The organism is Leptolyngbya sp. GGD (genome assembly GCF_026735145.1).
Lineage (GTDB): Bacteria > Cyanobacteriota > Cyanobacteriia > Leptolyngbyales > Leptolyngbyaceae > Leptolyngbya > Leptolyngbya boryana.
On sequence record NZ_JAPQKE010000002.1, the window covers coordinates 396,278 to 413,600 of the forward strand.

The following is a 17,323-nucleotide window of genomic DNA, read 5'->3' on the forward strand; positions in this document are numbered from 1 at the left end:
GATTGGCTCATTCCTCAATTCAAAGCCAAGTTCTCTAAGACACTGGCGGATTGGATGGCTCAGTCTTTTGCTCAATCTCTGTGGTCAATGCAGAGTTCAATGCAGAATTTTCAGATGCAGTCTCCGGCGAGGGTAAAAGTTCTTGTGCAGGTGTCTCTTGAACTGGCTGCACTTCTTCTACAATTTCTTTCACTGTGAAATGCTGAGCCGTGAGTGGCTGAAATGCTTGATCACCGCGAGTAATGCCGATCATAATCGCCAAAATCAAACATCCAACAAACGTTACACCCAGAATAAACAGCGCAAACAATTCGCCCGGAGATAAAGGTCGATCCGTTGCATCCAAATACGCTGAAGACTTCGGTTCAGGCTGATTCGGCTTGTGCAGGCTCGGCAAAGGGCGCACCACAACTACCCGCGAATATCCAATTGCGCGATCGTATGCTGTACGACGCTCCGGATTGCTCAAGGTCGCGTATGCTTCATTTAAGCGCTGAAACTTCCTCGTTGCGATCGCGGTCGGCAGTTCCGTCGTATCCGGATGATAAAGCTTACTCAGTTCCCGATACGCCTGACGAATCTCCCGCACCGAAGTCGAAGGATGCAGCCCTAACAACGCATAATGATTTGGCTCGTTTACTGAATCAGATCGTTTTTCCTCTGCCACTGGCTCGTCCTTCAAAGCATTAGGACTATTATTGTCGCCCTAGCAAAACTCTGCAAGACTTTCGCGGTTTTGGAGTGTGCTGCAAATCTTAACCCAATCCAAACCCAGGGATTACCTGCCCTTGATCTTCAAAGACTACAGTGAATGGCGGGCTTTCAAGATGGAGCAGAGTTCATGATTCAATCGTTCGCACCACCACAGATTGAGCTACCCGATTCAAGACGACTTTTAGAACAACTTTACCGAGAACGAACCCTTCAACCCTTCCGAAGCGGTCAGAGAATTCCATTGCGCCCTGATCAGATTTGGGTGACTTGTCGCGGTGTGGTCGTGATCAACACCTTGCATCCAACAGGCGATGAAGCACTCCTCAGTATCGTGACTCCTTCGATGCCCTTTGGATTACCGCTGACCTGGATTACACCCTATCAAGCGATCGCATTAACCGATGTCGATCTGCTGCCCTTGACGATCGCAGAAGTCGAACGCTCTCCTGCACTCTGTCAAGGACTGTTTCGCCACCTCAGCCGCCGACTTCAACAATCAGAAGCTTTTTTGGCGCTATCGGGCTGCCGTCGCGTTGAAGAACGCCTGAAACAGTTACTGATTCTGCTCCAGCATGAAATCGGGCAGCCGACTCAACGCGGCACCCGATTCACAATTCGCCTGACGCATCAGCAATTAGCCAACGCGATCGGCACAACTCGTGTGACCGTTACTCGATTACTCGGTCAATTGAAACAAGCTGGCTGGCTCTCTATCGACACCAAGCGCCACATCATTTTGCATCAATAGCCTGTCACCAAGCGCGCCACCTGCTGCGGGGGTTTGTTGATGGGAGTCCGAGCGACGACCGCCGACTGCATGACTACCGCTTCGATCGGGACAACGCCCCGCTCTTCGCCATTGATGATGGCAGCAGCGCGCTTCGACAAATCGAGAACGCGATTGTCAAAATACGGACCGCGATCGTTGACCCGCACGACAATGCTCTTGCCGTTGAGTTGATTCGTCACTTTGAGAAATGTCCCCAAAGGCAAGGTCGGATGTGCCGCCGTCAGATCGTTTTGATCGAAAATTTCTCCATTTGCCGTCTGGCGACCGTGAAAATAGGGTCCATACCAGGATGCCATGCCATCGATAAACTGCTGGGTTGGCTCTAATCCATACATCTGGGCTTGGGCATCTGCTAAAGCCAAGCTAGGTTGCCCCAGTGCGATGCGGAGATTGTTTGCCCATTCGATCGCGATCATTTCCGCTGGACGACCAGTTTGGGCAGCAATCTGATCCGTAATCGTCAAGAGGCTGCGATCGCCGAACTTCAACCTTGGCTGACCCAATTCCATTGCAGCCCGCACCTTTGAAGCATCGAAATTCGGAGTCGTCATCATTCGACGTAACTCTTTTCTAAACAGTTCTGCGGTCGAACGATCGCGAACCGTTGCAATTTGGCAGCCCTTGAGCCAGATTTGATAGCCTCCAATCGAATCAGACGAGCCAATTTGCCAGGTTGGACATTGCCAAAATCCCAGTTTCGGGAGAATAGGAGGATTTTCGCCGAGCAGCGCTCCGTCATAGCCCACTTCAACGATCGCAATCGCTCTGTCCATCTGTTTCGAGTCAGCCACGACTGGCAACTGATCAAACACAGACTGCATTGCATCGATAAACTGCGTTACCGGATGAATCGTATTGAGATTTGGAGCAATTTCTGAATTAAAGACGAGTGTCTCGACTGTGCTCAACCAGGTTTGGGAAGTGGAAGTTTCTGAGCGATCGAGCGAGACAGAAGAAGTAACAGAAGAAGTTGGTGAAGTTCCGAGTACCAGCGGTTGAAGCGAAGAAGAAGGTAGCACGGTAGAATGGCACGCGCGGCTGTTACACAGAACATGGGTGAGAAATTTGGGCGTTTCTAGTAGCTTCGTCCCAAAACTCGGGATTCCACTAAACCATGAAGCGACCCACATAAGTCCGAGTATCAACATTTTTGGTTATTTGTGATGAGGTTAAATCTCAAGATTGTATTTAGCAATACACTTTTACCAAGGGTTATTATAAAGTTCTCGCGACACAAAATGGATTATCCCCAAGGCGTAATTTCACTAGGCTAGCTGCCTTTTTTGGCTTAATCGTGTACCTTTTGGCACATTCCCACAACTTAAAACTATGCCATTACCGTTCTATATCGTAGATGTATTTGCTGAACACAAATTTGCAGGCAATCAACTTGCTGTTTTTCGAGCTAGTACCCAACTCACTACCGAGGAAATGCAGGCGATTGCAAAGGAAATGAACTATTCTGAAACGACCTTTATTCTGTCTGAAAGTCCGCAATCAGAAGGCTATAACGTGAGGATTTTTACACCAGAGCAGGAGTTACCATTTGCGGGGCATCCCACGCTTGGCACTGCGTTCGTTTTGCAACAGATGATTATCCAAGATTCAGTATCAATCGTGAGATTAAATTTGCAAGTTGGGCAGATTCCAGTGACGATCGAGTATGCCGATCAGTCCATTGACATGCTTTGGATGCAGCAGAATCAACCTACGTTTGGTATGGGTCTAGATCATGCTGAAGTTGCATCTATCCTAGGGCTGAGTTTAGATCAAATTGACGATCGGTTTGCGATCGAAACCGTCTCGACTGGCGTTCCATTCTTGATCGTGCCGCTGAAAACTCAAGACGCTTTGCAACAGGCGAAAGTGAACAAAGATTTATTTTTCCAACGCATCAAGACGATGGACGCGAAAGCAATCCTTGTATTTTGCCCTGAGCCACTCAATGCAGCCAATCAACTGAGCGTACGCGTCTTTGCCGATGGGTTAGGCATTCCTGAAGATCCGGCAACAGGCAGTGCGAATGGATGCCTTGCCGCATATTTAGTCCAACATGCCTACTTTGGGCAAACGGAGATTGATATTCGAGTCGAACAAGGGTATATGATCGGACGACCTTCAGTGTTGTTCTTACGAGCTAGCCAGGAAAATCAGACCTTTGATATTTCTGTGGGCGGCAAAACAATTTTGGTCGCAAAAGGTGAATTTGTTTAAATTGCCCGTTTCTCGATACCCTAGAAAGAGCCTGAATCCTACTGATGTAATATGGATAAACCTCTAGATCCAGACCAATCGATCGAGCTTGCGACTCGCATCAAGAGTAAAGCCAAATCAAGTTTTCAAAATGCCTCGAAAGCAGTTTCAGTCGTCGATGGCGCATTGTATGTGCAGGGCTTTGTAGCTTGTGTTGGTGCACCCTATAAACCGATCGAGCATGGCTGGTTAGAGTTAAGCGATCGCATTCTCGATCCGTCTTTGCCACATCTCAACCGCAAGCCCGAACACATTCACTACTATCCTGCTCAAAAATTAACAGCTAAACAGTTGAGAAAAGCTTTAGAAGAAGCGCAAGAGGACTATCCAGAAGATGATCCACTGCCGATTTATGGATCAACCCCGTATGAATATTACGGAGATTTGATGCTAGGTGGCAAAGAGTACACTCAAGCCTACGAAGCTGCCGTTGCAAAATGTGCAGAACTGAATCCACGCAAAAATCAAAACGCTCAAAACTAGCTCGCAGTCCATCATCTACAAATCTATAATCGTGAACGTTTCTTCTGCGATCGCCATTAGTCTGGGTGCAATTCCAGGCGCACTCAGTCGCTACTATCTCACCTTATGGTTTGGGCGGGTGTTTGGGGTGCAATTTCCCTATGGAACCTTTTTCATCAACATTACCGGGGCAATGCTGATGGGATTTTTTGTGGCGTATTTTCTCGATCGAGGCATCGGCACACCAGAACTACGGCTATTTTTTGCGGTCGGATTTCTTGGTTCTTACACGACATTTTCGACTTACGCACTCGAAACCTCAGTGCTGGTCAAATCTGGCAATCATAGCCTTGCTTTACTGTACTGGCTAGGAAGCGCCGCAATTGGCTATCTCGGGTTAGAGTTCGGCAGCTTCCTGGCACGTAGACTAAGCTAAATTCGGATGAAAATCGCGCAGCATCTTCTTCAATTCCATGCCGTGCAATTCTTCCTGTCCAATCATTCCGCGTGTAAATTCTTCTAAATAAATGCTGGCATCCTCAACAACATCCAGCAGTTGTTTGTATAGATTCAAGGCATTCGTTTCATGGTTCAAACTTTCCAGCAAAATATCATAGACCGAGTGCTTATCGGTTTCTTCGATCGTGGCAATTCGCAAACTCGGATGTCCCTCTAATCCCGTCAGAATCTCCCCAACTTGCTGAGCATGTAGCAGGGATTCACTCGCTTGGGCTTTTAGAAATTGCACGATCGGAATCCGATTGGGTCCTGTCACCATGAGAGCATAGTGCGTATACCGAACAACTCCCGCCAATTCTGCTTCCATAATGGAATTGAGTAAGTAAGTTGTTTTGTCGAGATCAAGATCTTTCATCATGGACGAACTCTGTAAAAGATTAGGATCTCACACCTTAACAGCAATTCTGATTCATTTAGGCATTTTTAATCTCTAAGGTTGTCTTTGGTTGTTTTGCAAAGTAACCCTCTCCTAAATGATCAAAGGCTGTACTTTATTAAGACCCTTGCAAAAGCACATGAATTGGGACACCTAAACCCAATGAATATCGCAGCAAAAGCAAGAGAGAAAGCGTCGTTACAAAGAAAGCCGTACAATAAACATCCTGCGTCGTACACGATAGCTTTTCTTGCTTCAACCCGTAAAGATTCACCACATACAACGGAAAATCACTCATCGCCACAACCACGATCGCACCGAGTTCACCAAATTGAGAAAATGCTAACGGCATCCCTAAGCCCACGATGCTCAGTCGAGCAAAATTACTTTGCGCCGAATACATCGGCTTGTTAATTGCCACTAAAGTCGGGCTAGTCGTATAGAACAGAATCGAAAACCAAATTCCAGAACACAGAATTGGCATCATCCAAGTTGCATCCTGGTATTGCTCCCAATGCTTATTTCGCCCTTGATACAGCAGCATAATGAACCAATCGCTGCACACCGTCAATCCGGCTAGAAAGACTGCTGTACCCACCAAAAGTAACCATCTTTGTTTCACAATTTTGGCGCGAAGCTGCAATCGCGACAAATCCAACTGCTTCGAGATGGTGGGAAAGATCACCTTTACACTCAATTCTTGAATCACACTCCGCGGAATACTCGCTAACGTGTAAGCGATCGTATATACCCCCAACCTCTCAAACGAGAGGAGCTTTGCCAAAATAAAGCGATCGGCTTGATCCGCTAAAAACATCATCGACGATGCCACCGCAATCCATTTTCCAAAATTCTGAATTTCTTTGAGAATCTCTTTATCAAACCGAAAGCGATTGTGATGTTTACGATTGACGAAATGGCTCGCCACCATGTTAATTGTCGAGCTAGCGACACCTCCGATTGCCAATGACCAGACAGACGGATGCCACCAACACAGCAAGACCAAAATCAGAAGCGTCACGATAGTAATGCTCATGTCATAGAGCATGATCTTCTTGATTTCGATATGGCGCTCCCAAGTCAGCACCGCGGTCGAAGCTGCCCCCTCTAAGACCGCTGTAAAGCCGGTAATCGGCAACAGAAACAGGAGTTGCCCCTGCGGATCTTGGGCTTGATAAAGTTGAGCGATCGGGTAGGCGAGCAAAATACTAATCGCCCAAATTTGAAAGCCGCGAATCACTTTCAATGACCAAGCAGTATCAAGAAACAGGGGGTCATCACCGCGCTTATTGCTAATAATGCTCTGCGTAATCCCATAGTCGGAAAATAGCTCGATTCCGATTCTGATCGTGTTGACCAGAGCCATAAGACCAAAATACTCTGGCACCAATAAGCGCGTCAGAATCAGATTGCTGCCTAGCCTGAGAATTTGTTGACTACCGTAACCCGCAATTGTCCAGAATGCTCCCCTGAGCGCCACTTTCTTGAGTGAGTTGGTCATATGTTTGCTCTAGTCGTTCCTAGCAGTATGGGCAGCTAAATAGCCCCAGAGATAAGCGGTCGGAGAAATGGACTGCATCACCGTAAATTCTGTCGCCATCGGAAACAGAAAAATATCAAAATACGATTCAGTGGCGGGCCAGTCCATCGGGGCAGGGAACAGAACATCTTTGAATAGGTCGATCGTCCAGGTCTTACTATAAAACACTGGGTCATACGGACCGTATACGGTAATGCCAGGCGGCGGTTCAATGCCCCGCACACGCTGGTCAATGAGCAACGGATTGCGCGGAGTGCGGTATCCGACTCCTGTCGTGTAGGACATGTTATCGGGATTTGCGCCCAGTGAAAACTGAGTTGCAAGCACGCTCGATCGTAGATATTTCGGATTTTGACTTAAGTAATGAGCGCGAACCAAAGACACTGCTTTCGGCGCACCAAGACCATTTCCCCACCCGATCGGATGCATCGGCATTTCTTTTGACCATTTGAAAGCAGTTTGCTCGCCCACGGCTAATGCAGTATCCGCATCCCGCACTAGGGCATTATTCGCATTTTTCTGAACGGTTGCATCGACTAATTCTCTCGGCATTCGCGCATACAAGAACGCCGCATCGCGCTGATCATGTTCATCCCAGACGATCACATCCTGGGCGGGATCTTTGAAGACGGTCGTTTGTAGAAAGATCTGATGCCAGGAGCCACTGCCTGTTAGTTGATAAAGTTCTAGCGCGGCTAAGTTACGACTGTCACGAACGGGTTTCGGCATTGAAGTTCCACTTGAGACCCGTTCTGCATATGCCATCGCTCGCAGGGCACTCTCTTGATAAGTTTTTGCGAGTTGGGCATCTCTAGACTTGAACCAGTGCGCGGCTCGCGCGGCAACGCCTGCATAGAGGTAGCTTGACCAGGCATCCGGAGCATAGGCATAAATTTTGTAAGACTCTTGCCAGCTTCCTTCCCCTAAACGCGGATCGCGCTGGGATTGGATGCCGCCGCGAATTCCACCGTCAGGCGTTTGGAGGCGGCGGAAGAAGTCGATCGTCCAAAGGGCTTCATTGACCACATCGGGTAAGCGGTCTTTGGATTCTGGGATGTTCAGAGAGACGCGATCGAAGTAGTTCGGAAAGAGTTCTGCCAATTCAAGCATGTGCCGCGAGACTTCGACATGTTGAATCCGGCGATCCCAATCGCCCGCATCAAAATAGCCGCCCCAAGCATCCGGGACAGTTTGCTTCGTTTCACCTGCCGCGAGTGCTTTGGGATATTCTGCGGTGCCGATGCCTTGATCAACTTGAGAAATTGGCGTTTTGGATTGATACACAACCGTGCCGTCTTGCGGATGGAACGCCCGCGGGCGCGTCCATTGGGTATAGGGTGCTGTTAAGGCAATGCCGCTGCGTTGATGATAAAGTCCACGGGCTGAGGTGGAGAAGGCGTTTTTCCAAACATCGGGTCGAATCTCAAAAGAACCAGAACACCCGATCGCTTCGACGCAAACTCGATATTTCCCAGGAGTTTGCAGAGCGGTGAAATCCATCATGTACACGTTGGTATTCGTGTAATTGCGCGATCGCGGATCTTCATTTTCCTGACTCGTGCGCGAGAGTTGAGTCTTCCCGGTAAAGGCTTTGCGATTCGTCTGCTCATCAATCACAGCAAAGGGCAGACCTGCACCATATTCCAGCCGTCCCCCATTTCCGAGCCAAGTTGAGAGAAACGCCACCTTGGCGTTTTCTTTCGGAGTGAATCCGATGTGTGAAACATGCACCGCTTCACTTCGCGTCCGATTTGGCTCAAATTTAAACGAGACAGTTTCAACACTGCTGCCTGGAAAGTTGATCTGATAAGTCTTTCCAGCTTTCAGCGCGCTCGGAAGTTTCAGATACATCGTATGCAGCATCGGAAATTCAAATTTCCATTGACCGACGCGTGCCATGTCGGTGGGTTTAGATTTGCGATAGACCGCGGTTGGATTAAGATTTGCCGAATAGGTGGAGTCTTCTTGGGAAGTAATCCGGTAGCTGGTCATGCGATCCGCCCATTGGGAATCAAACGGAGACGGGACAAATTGATCAAATGGATATAAGATATTGCGCTGTTTGCCCACTAAAGACCCGATCGCTTTACCGTTGCGAATCACCCAATCTTCGTCCACCGGACGAGGTTGCTCAATGCGATCGCCCGCTTGGGGTTTGTAGGGAGTCTGTTGAGCGTGAATGATCTTTCCGGTTTCAATCCGAATTGCCAAAAGGTCAGGCTTGACTAAGTAAGCCTGATTCACTTTAATCTGAGGGCGGTTGCCTGCATCGACACCCGAAACATTACAGCCGGTCAACGCTAGACCTAACCCTAGTGGAATCAAGGATTGAAGCTTCATAAAATTACGCTTTCCGCAAATCTCCCTATCTATTCTGCAATCCAATCTCACCCAGAACCGTAAGTTTATGGAAACCTTGCGGAATTTGATCAAGTGTTTAAAGAAACAATTTTCTCTCGCCCGATTTAAGCAATTTTCACTAGGCAGGACACTAGAATTTAATTGGATTTCAGGAGAATAAGAAGACGCTTCACAATTGTGTTGTTTCTATGAAGCTCTCCCGCACAAAGGTTCAGTAGTTATACTTATTGACTGTTGCAGACCATAGAATTGCGGAGCAATTTAGCCAAAAGTCCGGGTTCACCCACCTTTTGACATAATTTGTTCACAGTTTGTTCACAAATGCAATTCGCTACTTGACCCAATTCTTGACTTTATTGTAGGCAGGGGATTTTTACGCTATGGATACTAGTTTGTTACTCGTCGTTCCCGTTCCGTTCCGAGTCGTGGACGGACGCTATGGGTTGGATGAGCAAACTTGTGACGGCTTGATTCGGTGGGTTGAGCATTTTGGTCGTGTTGTGATGGCAGCGCCAGTTTTGCCAGAGGCAGAAGCACAGGAACTTTCTAAAACCGAAACTTGGAGAGCGATCGAGGATTTGCCTTGTGCCGACCAGATTGAATTAGTGCCTTTACCATTTGCCTATAAACCAATTATTTACGTGCGTCAGTATCGGAAGATCCGTAATCTCCTACGAGAAAAGATTCAAGAATGCCAACTTCTCTGCTTTGCGCCTGCGGTTTGGATTGGAGATTGGGCAACGGTCGCCTGCCAGGAGGCAGTTCGGCTCAATCGGTCTTATGCCGTGTGGGCAGATCGGGTCGAGTATGAAGTGACCCGACGACTGCTGAAAGAAGAAACGCTGAAGATCAGAGTCAAGGAAACGCTAACCTTGCCGTTGACGCAGAAATATGTGCAGCAGGCAATTCGACAGGCGGAGATTGGATTGTTTCAAGGGCAAGATTGTTTTACCGCGTATTCTCCTTTAAATCCGAATTCCTATTGCGTCTATGACATTCACACGCAGAAATCCGATCAGATTAGCGCAGCACAATTAGCAGAAAAGCTCGATCGACTCAAGCGCAATCAACCGCTGAAAATTTGCTATGTCGGTCGTGCGGTCGAGATGAAAGGAGCATTTGATTGGGTGACGATCATTCACCAGTTGCATCAGCGGGGGCTGCAGCTTGAAGCAACTTGGCTTGGTGATGGGCATCTGCTCGATCAGATGAAGCAAATGGCGATCGAGTTAGGCATCGCCGATCTGATCACGTTTGGTGGATTTGTCAGCGATCGCGCTCAGATGTTAGAAACCATGCATCAGAATGATGTGTTTATGTTCTGCCACAAAACGCCGGAATCGCCGCGCTGTCTGGTAGAAGCGTTAGTTTCTGGCTTGCCGATTGTTGGGTATGACAGTCCTTATCCACGCGGCTTGGTCGCTCAATACGGCGGCGGGATTTTCACCCCATTGAATAATCCAACCGCCTTAGCTGATCAGATTGTGGCATTGGATCGCGATCGCGAAAAGCTCTGTGAGCTTGTTCAGCAAGCGGCGAAATCTGGAACCCTTTACGATGAGGCAACGGTTTTTGAGCATCGCAGTAATTTGATCAAGCAGTATGTGGTTCCGGGCAGTTTAGCAACGAAGCGAGAGGTTGCAACTGTGGGTTGAATCTTTCCGCAATCGTAAAGCGGCGATCTCATTCCCGCCACAGTACAATAAAGCGAACTTCATCGCTTGGCATTCATGAAGGAAGATTTCTTAAGTCGAGAACAGGAATTTCACGATCAGTGGGCAAGTACGATCGATGTCGATGGCATTCGAGTTTCGGACTATTTCGAGGCATGTACGGCTCCTGAAAATCGTTTCATTCTGAGAAAACTTGGGGATGTGCGTGGGAAATTGCTGCTCGATCTCGGCTGTGGAGCGGGTGAGAATAGCGTGTATTTTGCCAAACTTGGAGCGCGGTGTGTTGCCGCAGATTATTCGCCGGGAATGGTGGATGTGGCGCTGCAATTGGCTGAGAAAAATGGCGTGAACATTGAAGGGCGCGTCGTGAATGCAATGGCGATCGATTTTCCTGACAATACCTTCGATATTGTTTATGCCTCGAATCTCTTACATCACATTCCTGATCCGAAAATCACTCTGCGAGAAATGCATCGAATTCTCAAACCTGGCGGCAAGGCTTGTTTTTGGGATCCGTTGCGGCATAATCCGGTGATCAATGTCTATCGTCGCATGGCGACAGAAGTGCGGACAGAGGACGAAACTCCTTTAGATATTGGCATTGTCAACTTTATTCGATCGCTTTATGCCAAAACCGATTTCGACACCTTTTGGATTGCAACGCTCTGGATTTTCTTGCAGTTTTATCTGATCGAACGCGTGAATCCCAATCAAGAACGGTATTGGAAGAAAATTATTCTCGAACAAGCTCGATTAGAGAAAACCTACTTGCGATTGGAAAAATTAGACAAGATTCTGAAAAAATTGCCGTTGATGAAGCGGATGGCTTGGAATTTAGCAGTGGTGGCAACGAAGTAATATAAAATCGACGATCAGTTTGCGGGGGAACTTATGCGGATTGGTCGATCGATATTAACCTACGGATTATTAAGCGCGATCGCAGTTCTGATGCTGATTCCGCTCGTTTGGCTCATCAGCACAGCGTTCAAGTCTCCGACTGAAGATATTTTTCAATTTCCGCCGCGCTTTATTCCGGTCAAACCGACGCTTGAGAATTTCGTTACCGTTTGGAATAGTAATCCATTCGGACGATATCTGTTCAATAGCACGTTGGTTTCTGTGTTGACGGTTGGATTGAATTTACTATTCTGCTCATTGGCAGCTTATCCATTAGCACGATTGAATTTTGCTGGACGAGAAGTGATTTTCAGCGCGATCGTCGCAACGATTCTGATTCCATTTCAGATTGTGATGATTCCGCTGTATGTTTTAGCCGTCAATTTAGAGCTGAGAAATACTTATCTCGGCATTATTTTCCCGGCGATCGCGTCTGCATTCGGAATTTTTCTATTACGTCAAGCTTTTCAAGGTGTGCCAAAAGAACTCGAAGAAGCCGCGCGAATGGATGGCTGCTCAGAATTAGGAATTTGGTGGCATGTGATGATTCCCTCGATTCGTCCGGCTTTAGTCACGTTGGCGATTTTTGTCTTTATCGGATCGTGGAGTGATTTCTTGTGGCCGCTGTTGATCCTCGATCGACCTGAATTTTTCACGCTGCCACTGGGAGTCTCAAATCTTGCGGGAACGTTCACACTCGACTGGCGCTTAATTGCCGCAGGATCCGTCATCTCGATTTTGCCGATTCTGATTTTCTTCTTGGTGATGCAGCGCTATATCGTTCCGACGGAAGCCGGAAGCGGGGTGAAAGGATAGTTCTAATTAAAACAGTTTGATGTAAAATAGTAACTGAACCCTGATAAAGCATTGCTGTGAACGTTGAGCTTGATTCTAAAACCGCTGCAAAACAGCCCTTCTACCCTACTGTGCGCGAACTCGCAACCACTTACCAGACCTTCTGTGCCTACGACGAAGCCCATATCCGAGAAACAGGACTGACCCCACCTCAGTTCGATGTGATTTGCACGCTCGGCAATACATCCGGCATGTTCATGAATCAGTTAGCTGAGAAAACTTTAGTCACAAAAGGCACCTTAACCGGAATCGTCGATCGCTTAGAACAAAAAGGACTGGTTCGGCGAGAAGTTCCACCGGAAAATCGGCGCTGTTTTTTGATTGTGCTAACTCCAGAAGGCGAGCAATTATTTGAGCAGATTTTTCCGCAACATACGCTTTATCTAAAAGAACGATTCGATCGCTTAAATCCGACCGAATTGAAAGAGATTCAAGCAGCACTCAGTCGTCTTAAGTCAATTTTTCAGTGATTGCTGAGTTGAGCGATCATTCATACGATCGCAGTTTTTCAAACTCATATGCGCCCATTAATGCACCCCAAATCGCCTGTTGCGTTTCGGGATTAATGCCTTTGTCGTAGCTCAAAAAGCGATCGCGCATCGCTTCAAATCCCAAGGAAACTTGAATCACAGTGCCCTGTAGCGAAAACTTGCAGCAAGTGTCAGGCGGTGCCGCCGCAACAAAACGTCCCGCTGATTCACTCACCTGCAAAACGCACCCGGGAAGTCGTTCGATCTCCGATTCGCTCAAGCTTTCGAGAAGTTCCGGGTGTTGTCCGGCTCCTCGCACTAAACTTGGATCTTTAAATTGATAATACTGAACCGTGATTGCACCTGCGGTTTCTTGCAATCTCAACAATCGCTGTCGATAAGGCTGATCCAATTTCAAAACGTTCGATTGTTCCGCAAAAATCGTGAAGCTATCTTCGGTAAAAAGCTTGACCCGACGCTGCCATAGTCGCAAATGCACAAACCAGATTGGACTTTCAATCGCCTGAGCACGATTGTCAAATTCTCCTGCAAGGTACTCTGCCAGCGTTGAAAGCACGTTAATTTCCTGGTTTCTCTCTCGATCGATTTCGCTACGATAAATACGATCGCTTAGCACAGTTATTATGCCAAACTATCCCGGAATTTCGAGTGAAGCCTTTCGTCATCCGCTCGATCGCCAAGCTGAAGATGCCTTGAGACGTGTCCCCGGTTTCGATCTCGTCGCTCGTAAATTTGTTGAATTTATCTATGAACGTCCTCGCTACATCTATTTGATGGGAAATTCGATTCAAGTCGGAGCGAGACAATTCTCTTCGGTCTACCAAATCTTTCGCGAATGCTTGCAAAGTTTAGACATTTCACCAGAACCCGCTTTGTTCGTCTCGCAATCGCCCGTCGTCAACGCCTATGCCTTGGGACAGGAACGCCCTTGTGTCGTGTTGAATTCTGAATTGCTGGATTTATTGAGTGAGACAGAATTGCGATCGGTGATCGCTCACGAATTAGGGCACTTAAAATGCGGACACACCACCCTGATGCAAATGGCAACCTGGGCATATTTTGCGATCGCGGGTCTGTCCGAATTGACCTTTGGACTGAGCAGCCTGATTAGCACAGGCTTACTGATGGCATTTTATGAATGGTTGAGAAAAGCAGAACTTTCTGCCGATCGTGCGTCTCTTCTCGTCATGGACGATTTGAACCTGACTCTCACAGGCATGATGCGTCTAGCAGGCGGATCTAAAAAATATGCGCACGAAATGAACCTCGATGAATTGATCAAACAGAGCGATCGCTACCAAGCCTTAGACGAGGATCAACTGAACCAATTCTATAAATTTTCGCTCTATAACGATTTGTCAAGCGGCGTATTTCAATCACATCCATTCACGATCGAGCGGATTCGCTTTTTGCAAGAGTGGGCAACTTCTTCCGAATTCCAAAATATCCGGCAAGGCAATTATGTGCGAGTGGGCGCAGAAGGTTCAGTCGAAACAGAACCCCGAACCGAAGAAGCCGACCGTCTGAAACGCGAAATCGAAGAATTACAAAGAGAAATCGATCGCTTGAAGCGACCAGACTAAAAAATTCTCTCCCCCACTCCCCAATTTTCCTTAAATCTTCCCTATCGTCTACTCCTGACCACCCCACCCCTTATAAACTAATCATCAGAGCTACAAATTGAGGGCTACGGGTATGACTGCTTCTGCACTTTGGCAACGCTATCAAGACTGGCTGTATTATCACGAGGGGTTAGACTTCTATCTCGATATCAGCCGAATGCGGTTTGACGATCGCTTTGTAGAAACGATGCTGCCAAAATTCGAGCACGCTTTTGCTCAGATGAAAGACCTCGAAGCAGGCGCGATCGCGAATCCAGACGAAAATCGTATGGTCGGACATTACTGGCTGAGAAATTCCGACCTTGCCCCGAATGCGGATCTGAAAAAAGATATCGTCGAAACGATTCAGCAAATCGAATCGTTCACGCACGATGTTCATTCTGGTGCAATCCATCCCCCGAGTGCCACCAAATTTACCGATGTCTTATCGATCGGGATTGGGGGATCAGCGCTCGGTCCTCAATTTGTAGCCGAAGCCTTGAGTGCGGATGCGCCTGCAATGGCAATCCATTTTATCGATAACACTGATCCCGCCGGAATCGATCGCGTCTTAGCCAAATTGGGCGATCGCTTAAGCACCACCCTCGTCGTTGTGATTTCTAAATCCGGTGGCACTCCAGAACCTCGGAACGGCATGCTAGAAGTTCAGAACGCCTTCCGAGAAAAAGGGTTGGATTTTAGCAAGCAAGCGATCGCAATTACCGGAACAGGCAGCAATCTCGACCAATTAGCAAAATCCGAAGGCTGGATCACTACCTTCCCGATGCACGATTGGGTGGGCGGTCGAACATCAGAACTCTCAGCCGTTGGGCTGGTTCCAGCCGCTCTGCAAGGCATCAACATTCACGAAATGCTAGAAGGCGCGAAAGAAATGGATATCGCCACGCGCATTCCTGATCTCAAATCCAATCCAGCGGCACTGCTCGCGCTTTGCTGGTACTTTTCCGGCGATGGCAAAGGCAAAAAAGATATGGTGGTCTTGCCGTACAAAGACAGCTTGCTCTTGTTCAGCCGCTATCTTCAGCAGCTAGTCATGGAATCCTTGGGCAAAGAAAAGGATCTCGATGGCAATGTGGTGCATCAAGGCATCGCAGTCTATGGCAACAAAGGCACAACCGATCAGCACGCTTATGTTCAACAACTGCGGGAGGGTGTGCCGAATTTCTTTCTCACCTTTATTGAAGTTTTGAAAGATCGATCGAGTGCTTCGATCGAAGTTGAACCCGGTGTTACTTCGGGCGATTATCTTTCTGGATTGCTCCAAGGAACTCGTAAAGCTTTGTATGAAAATGAACGGGATTCCATCACTTTAACGATTCCAGAAGTGACTCCTCGAATGGTTGGAGCATTGATCGCGTTATACGATCGGGCTGTGGGTTTATACGGATTTTTAGTCAATATCAATTCGTACCATCAACCGGGTGTAGAAGCAGGTAAGAAAGCTGCTGCGGTTGTTTTGGATGTTCAAAGCAAGGTGATGGAAGCCCTCAAAAAAGAGAACACACCAATTCCACTTGCAACTTTGGCACTCAATGCAGGTGTACCGGATGATGTTGAATCCGTTTACAAAATTGTGCGGCATTTAGCGGCGAACGATCGCGGCATTACCCTTCATGGTGATCCTGCGAAACCGGGAAGCCTAACGGTCAGCGCCACCTAACACTTCTTCAAGAATAGTTTGATGCAAGAAAGCCCGATCGACTAAGGAATGAATCTGGTCATCTGAGAGTGAGTCGCCATTGGCATACAGCTCAATCCATAGGCGACTCAACTCATTCGGCTCGGTTGGCAATCCTGCGATCGCACATCCTGCCATCTCTAGATCGCTCATGAGTTGAGTCACTTTCGGGTCGTAGCTTAGTCCAAAACAGCGACAGCCTTCTGACGCTGCCATGATCAAGGCATGTAGTCGCATCGCGATCGTCATTTCCACGCCTCGAAACACGCCTTTTAATTCTTGCGGGTGTTTGATCTGCAAAACATGACTGACTTCGGGAAGTGCTTCATGCAGCGATTGAGCGAGGGCAAAATCTTGGCTCGCTTGAAACGGCAGAAGTAATAGACACGTCTGCGTCGCTTTTTGAAAATCAATCAATGCACGGGTGAAAACTGCAATTCGCTCTGGCGTGAGATGTTTGTGCGATCGCAAATTCACTGCTACTCGCGGCGCAGGTAAATTCCATAAGCCCTCAACTGGAGTCGATTCCATTGCCCAAACGGGATCAGGCGCAAGAGTGAAAGGAATTTGCCACTGATTCAATAAAGCAGCCGAAGCCTGATCTCGAACGCTGACTTTTGTGCAACGTTGAAACGTCGATTTTGTAAAACCTTTGACCCACGATCGCTGAAGCGGCCCAATTCCCTGTGCCCAAGCGATCGTTTTCAACCCCATGAACTGCGCTAAGCGCATCAAACCACCGTAATAGATGGGGTTCATTGCACTGGTTGAATCCTGCATCAGACTGCCGCCGCCCCAGATAAAGGCTTGCGATCGTCGTAATGCGCTGAAGACCTCTGGAAAAGATTTGCGATGACAGCTTTCGACACCGTAGCGATCGCGCGTCTGAGCCGGATCGCCGGAAAGCACGATCGGCTCAACCTGTTTCGGGAGAAGTTGCAGAAGCGAAGCGAGCAAGGCTTCATCTCCAGCATTTCCCATGCCATAGTAGCCGCATAAAACAACACGCATATTCGGAGCCTAAGAGCTTCTAGAATTAGACAGGATCACTTTACGACTTTTATGACGGCTCTCTCAATTCCCACTTGGATT

Annotated in this window: 17 protein-coding genes; 10 read left to right on the forward strand and 7 right to left on the reverse strand. The window is 47.8% G+C overall.

Annotated elements, in window-relative coordinates; all coding sequences use genetic code 11:
* Positions 1–34 precede the first annotated feature (34 nt).
* Positions 35–667 (reverse strand): J domain-containing protein, encoded by a 633-nt coding sequence (locus OU814_RS10835; protein WP_268182678.1) that lies wholly within the window; start codon positions 665–667, stop codon positions 35–37.
* A gap of 174 nt (positions 668–841) precedes the next feature.
* Here OU814_RS10835 and OU814_RS10840 point away from each other — a divergent pair, with 174 nt between their 5' ends.
* On the forward strand, positions 842–1,462 hold the full coding sequence (locus OU814_RS10840) for a Crp/Fnr family transcriptional regulator (RefSeq protein ID WP_036045169.1): 621 nt from the start codon (positions 842–844) through the stop codon (positions 1,460–1,462).
* Here OU814_RS10840 and OU814_RS31320 read toward each other — a convergent pair.
* Positions 1,456–2,634 (reverse strand): septal ring lytic transglycosylase RlpA family protein, encoded by a 1,179-nt coding sequence (locus OU814_RS31320; protein ID WP_326498297.1) that lies wholly within the window; start codon positions 2,632–2,634, stop codon positions 1,456–1,458. The genes OU814_RS10840 and OU814_RS31320 overlap by 7 nt on opposite strands.
* Before the next feature lie 199 nt (positions 2,635–2,833).
* Between OU814_RS31320 and OU814_RS10850 the strand changes: the two genes are divergently transcribed.
* Genes OU814_RS10850 through crcB form a run of 3 tightly spaced genes read left to right on the forward strand, consistent with a single transcriptional unit; the run spans position 2,834 to position 4,655 of the window.
* Positions 2,834–3,718 carry a PhzF family phenazine biosynthesis protein gene (locus tag OU814_RS10850; RefSeq protein WP_268182680.1) on the forward strand — a complete coding sequence of 295 codons (885 nt, stop codon included), beginning with the start codon at positions 2,834–2,836 and terminating at the stop codon, positions 3,716–3,718.
* 51 nt (positions 3,719–3,769) lie between these two features.
* The gene (locus OU814_RS10855) at positions 3,770–4,240 is read left to right on the forward strand and encodes a hypothetical protein (RefSeq protein ID WP_017285973.1); all 471 of its coding nucleotides are present in this window, start codon (positions 3,770–3,772) and stop codon (positions 4,238–4,240) included.
* 31 nt (positions 4,241–4,271) lie between these two features.
* Positions 4,272–4,655 (forward strand): fluoride efflux transporter CrcB, encoded by a 384-nt coding sequence (gene crcB, locus OU814_RS10860; protein WP_017285974.1) that lies wholly within the window; start codon positions 4,272–4,274, stop codon positions 4,653–4,655.
* On the opposite strand, the gene OU814_RS10865 is transcribed toward crcB, so the two are convergent.
* From OU814_RS10865 to OU814_RS10875, 3 genes are all read right to left on the reverse strand, one after another.
* On the reverse strand, positions 4,647–5,096 hold the full coding sequence (locus tag OU814_RS10865) for a ferritin-like domain-containing protein (protein WP_017285975.1): 450 nt from the start codon (positions 5,094–5,096) through the stop codon (positions 4,647–4,649). The genes crcB and OU814_RS10865 overlap by 9 nt on opposite strands.
* A gap of 136 nt (positions 5,097–5,232) precedes the next feature.
* The gene (locus tag OU814_RS10870; RefSeq protein ID WP_268182684.1) at positions 5,233–6,615 is read right to left on the reverse strand and encodes an oligosaccharide flippase family protein; all 1,383 of its coding nucleotides are present in this window, start codon (positions 6,613–6,615) and stop codon (positions 5,233–5,235) included.
* 9 nt (positions 6,616–6,624) lie between these two features.
* Entirely contained in the window at positions 6,625–8,994 is a 2,370-nt protein-coding gene (locus tag OU814_RS10875) for a glycoside hydrolase family 9 protein (RefSeq protein WP_268182686.1), read from the reverse strand.
* Positions 8,995–9,395: 401 nt separating this feature from the next.
* On the opposite strand from OU814_RS10875, the gene OU814_RS10880 reads away from it, so the two are divergent.
* The 4 genes from OU814_RS10880 to OU814_RS10895 all read left to right on the forward strand — a co-directional run bounded on the left by OU814_RS10880 (position 9,396) and on the right by OU814_RS10895 (position 12,910).
* Entirely contained in the window at positions 9,396–10,670 is a 1,275-nt protein-coding gene (locus OU814_RS10880) for a glycosyltransferase (protein ID WP_017285978.1), read from the forward strand.
* A 75-nt stretch (positions 10,671–10,745) separates the two neighbouring features.
* Complete coding sequence (locus OU814_RS10885; protein ID WP_268182689.1) at positions 10,746–11,546, forward strand: class I SAM-dependent methyltransferase; 801 nt, start codon at positions 10,746–10,748, stop codon at positions 11,544–11,546.
* 33 nt (positions 11,547–11,579) lie between these two features.
* Positions 11,580–12,401 (forward strand): carbohydrate ABC transporter permease, encoded by an 822-nt coding sequence (locus OU814_RS10890; RefSeq protein ID WP_017285980.1) that lies wholly within the window; start codon positions 11,580–11,582, stop codon positions 12,399–12,401.
* A gap of 56 nt (positions 12,402–12,457) precedes the next feature.
* Positions 12,458–12,910, forward strand: coding sequence for a MarR family winged helix-turn-helix transcriptional regulator (locus OU814_RS10895; protein WP_268182691.1), 453 nt, complete (start codon positions 12,458–12,460; stop codon positions 12,908–12,910).
* A gap of 16 nt (positions 12,911–12,926) precedes the next feature.
* Here the strand turns inward: OU814_RS10895 and OU814_RS10900 are convergent, their stop codons facing one another.
* On the reverse strand, positions 12,927–13,547 hold the full coding sequence (locus tag OU814_RS10900; protein WP_268182693.1) for a chromophore lyase CpcT/CpeT: 621 nt from the start codon (positions 13,545–13,547) through the stop codon (positions 12,927–12,929).
* A 7-nt stretch (positions 13,548–13,554) separates the two neighbouring features.
* Here OU814_RS10900 and OU814_RS10905 point away from each other — a divergent pair, with 7 nt between their 5' ends.
* On the forward strand, positions 13,555–14,514 hold the full coding sequence (locus OU814_RS10905; protein WP_017285983.1) for a M48 family metallopeptidase: 960 nt from the start codon (positions 13,555–13,557) through the stop codon (positions 14,512–14,514).
* Between the two features lie 112 nt (positions 14,515–14,626).
* Positions 14,627–16,213 carry a glucose-6-phosphate isomerase gene (locus OU814_RS10910; RefSeq protein WP_268182695.1) on the forward strand — a complete coding sequence of 529 codons (1,587 nt, stop codon included), beginning with the start codon at positions 14,627–14,629 and terminating at the stop codon, positions 16,211–16,213.
* Here OU814_RS10910 and csaB read toward each other — a convergent pair.
* A complete protein-coding gene (csaB, locus tag OU814_RS10915; protein WP_268182698.1) occupies positions 16,193–17,242 on the reverse strand; it encodes a polysaccharide pyruvyl transferase CsaB in 1,050 nt (349 codons plus the stop codon). The two genes, OU814_RS10910 and csaB, sit on opposite strands and share 21 nt — an antisense overlap.
* Positions 17,243–17,323: the final 81 nt, after the last annotated feature.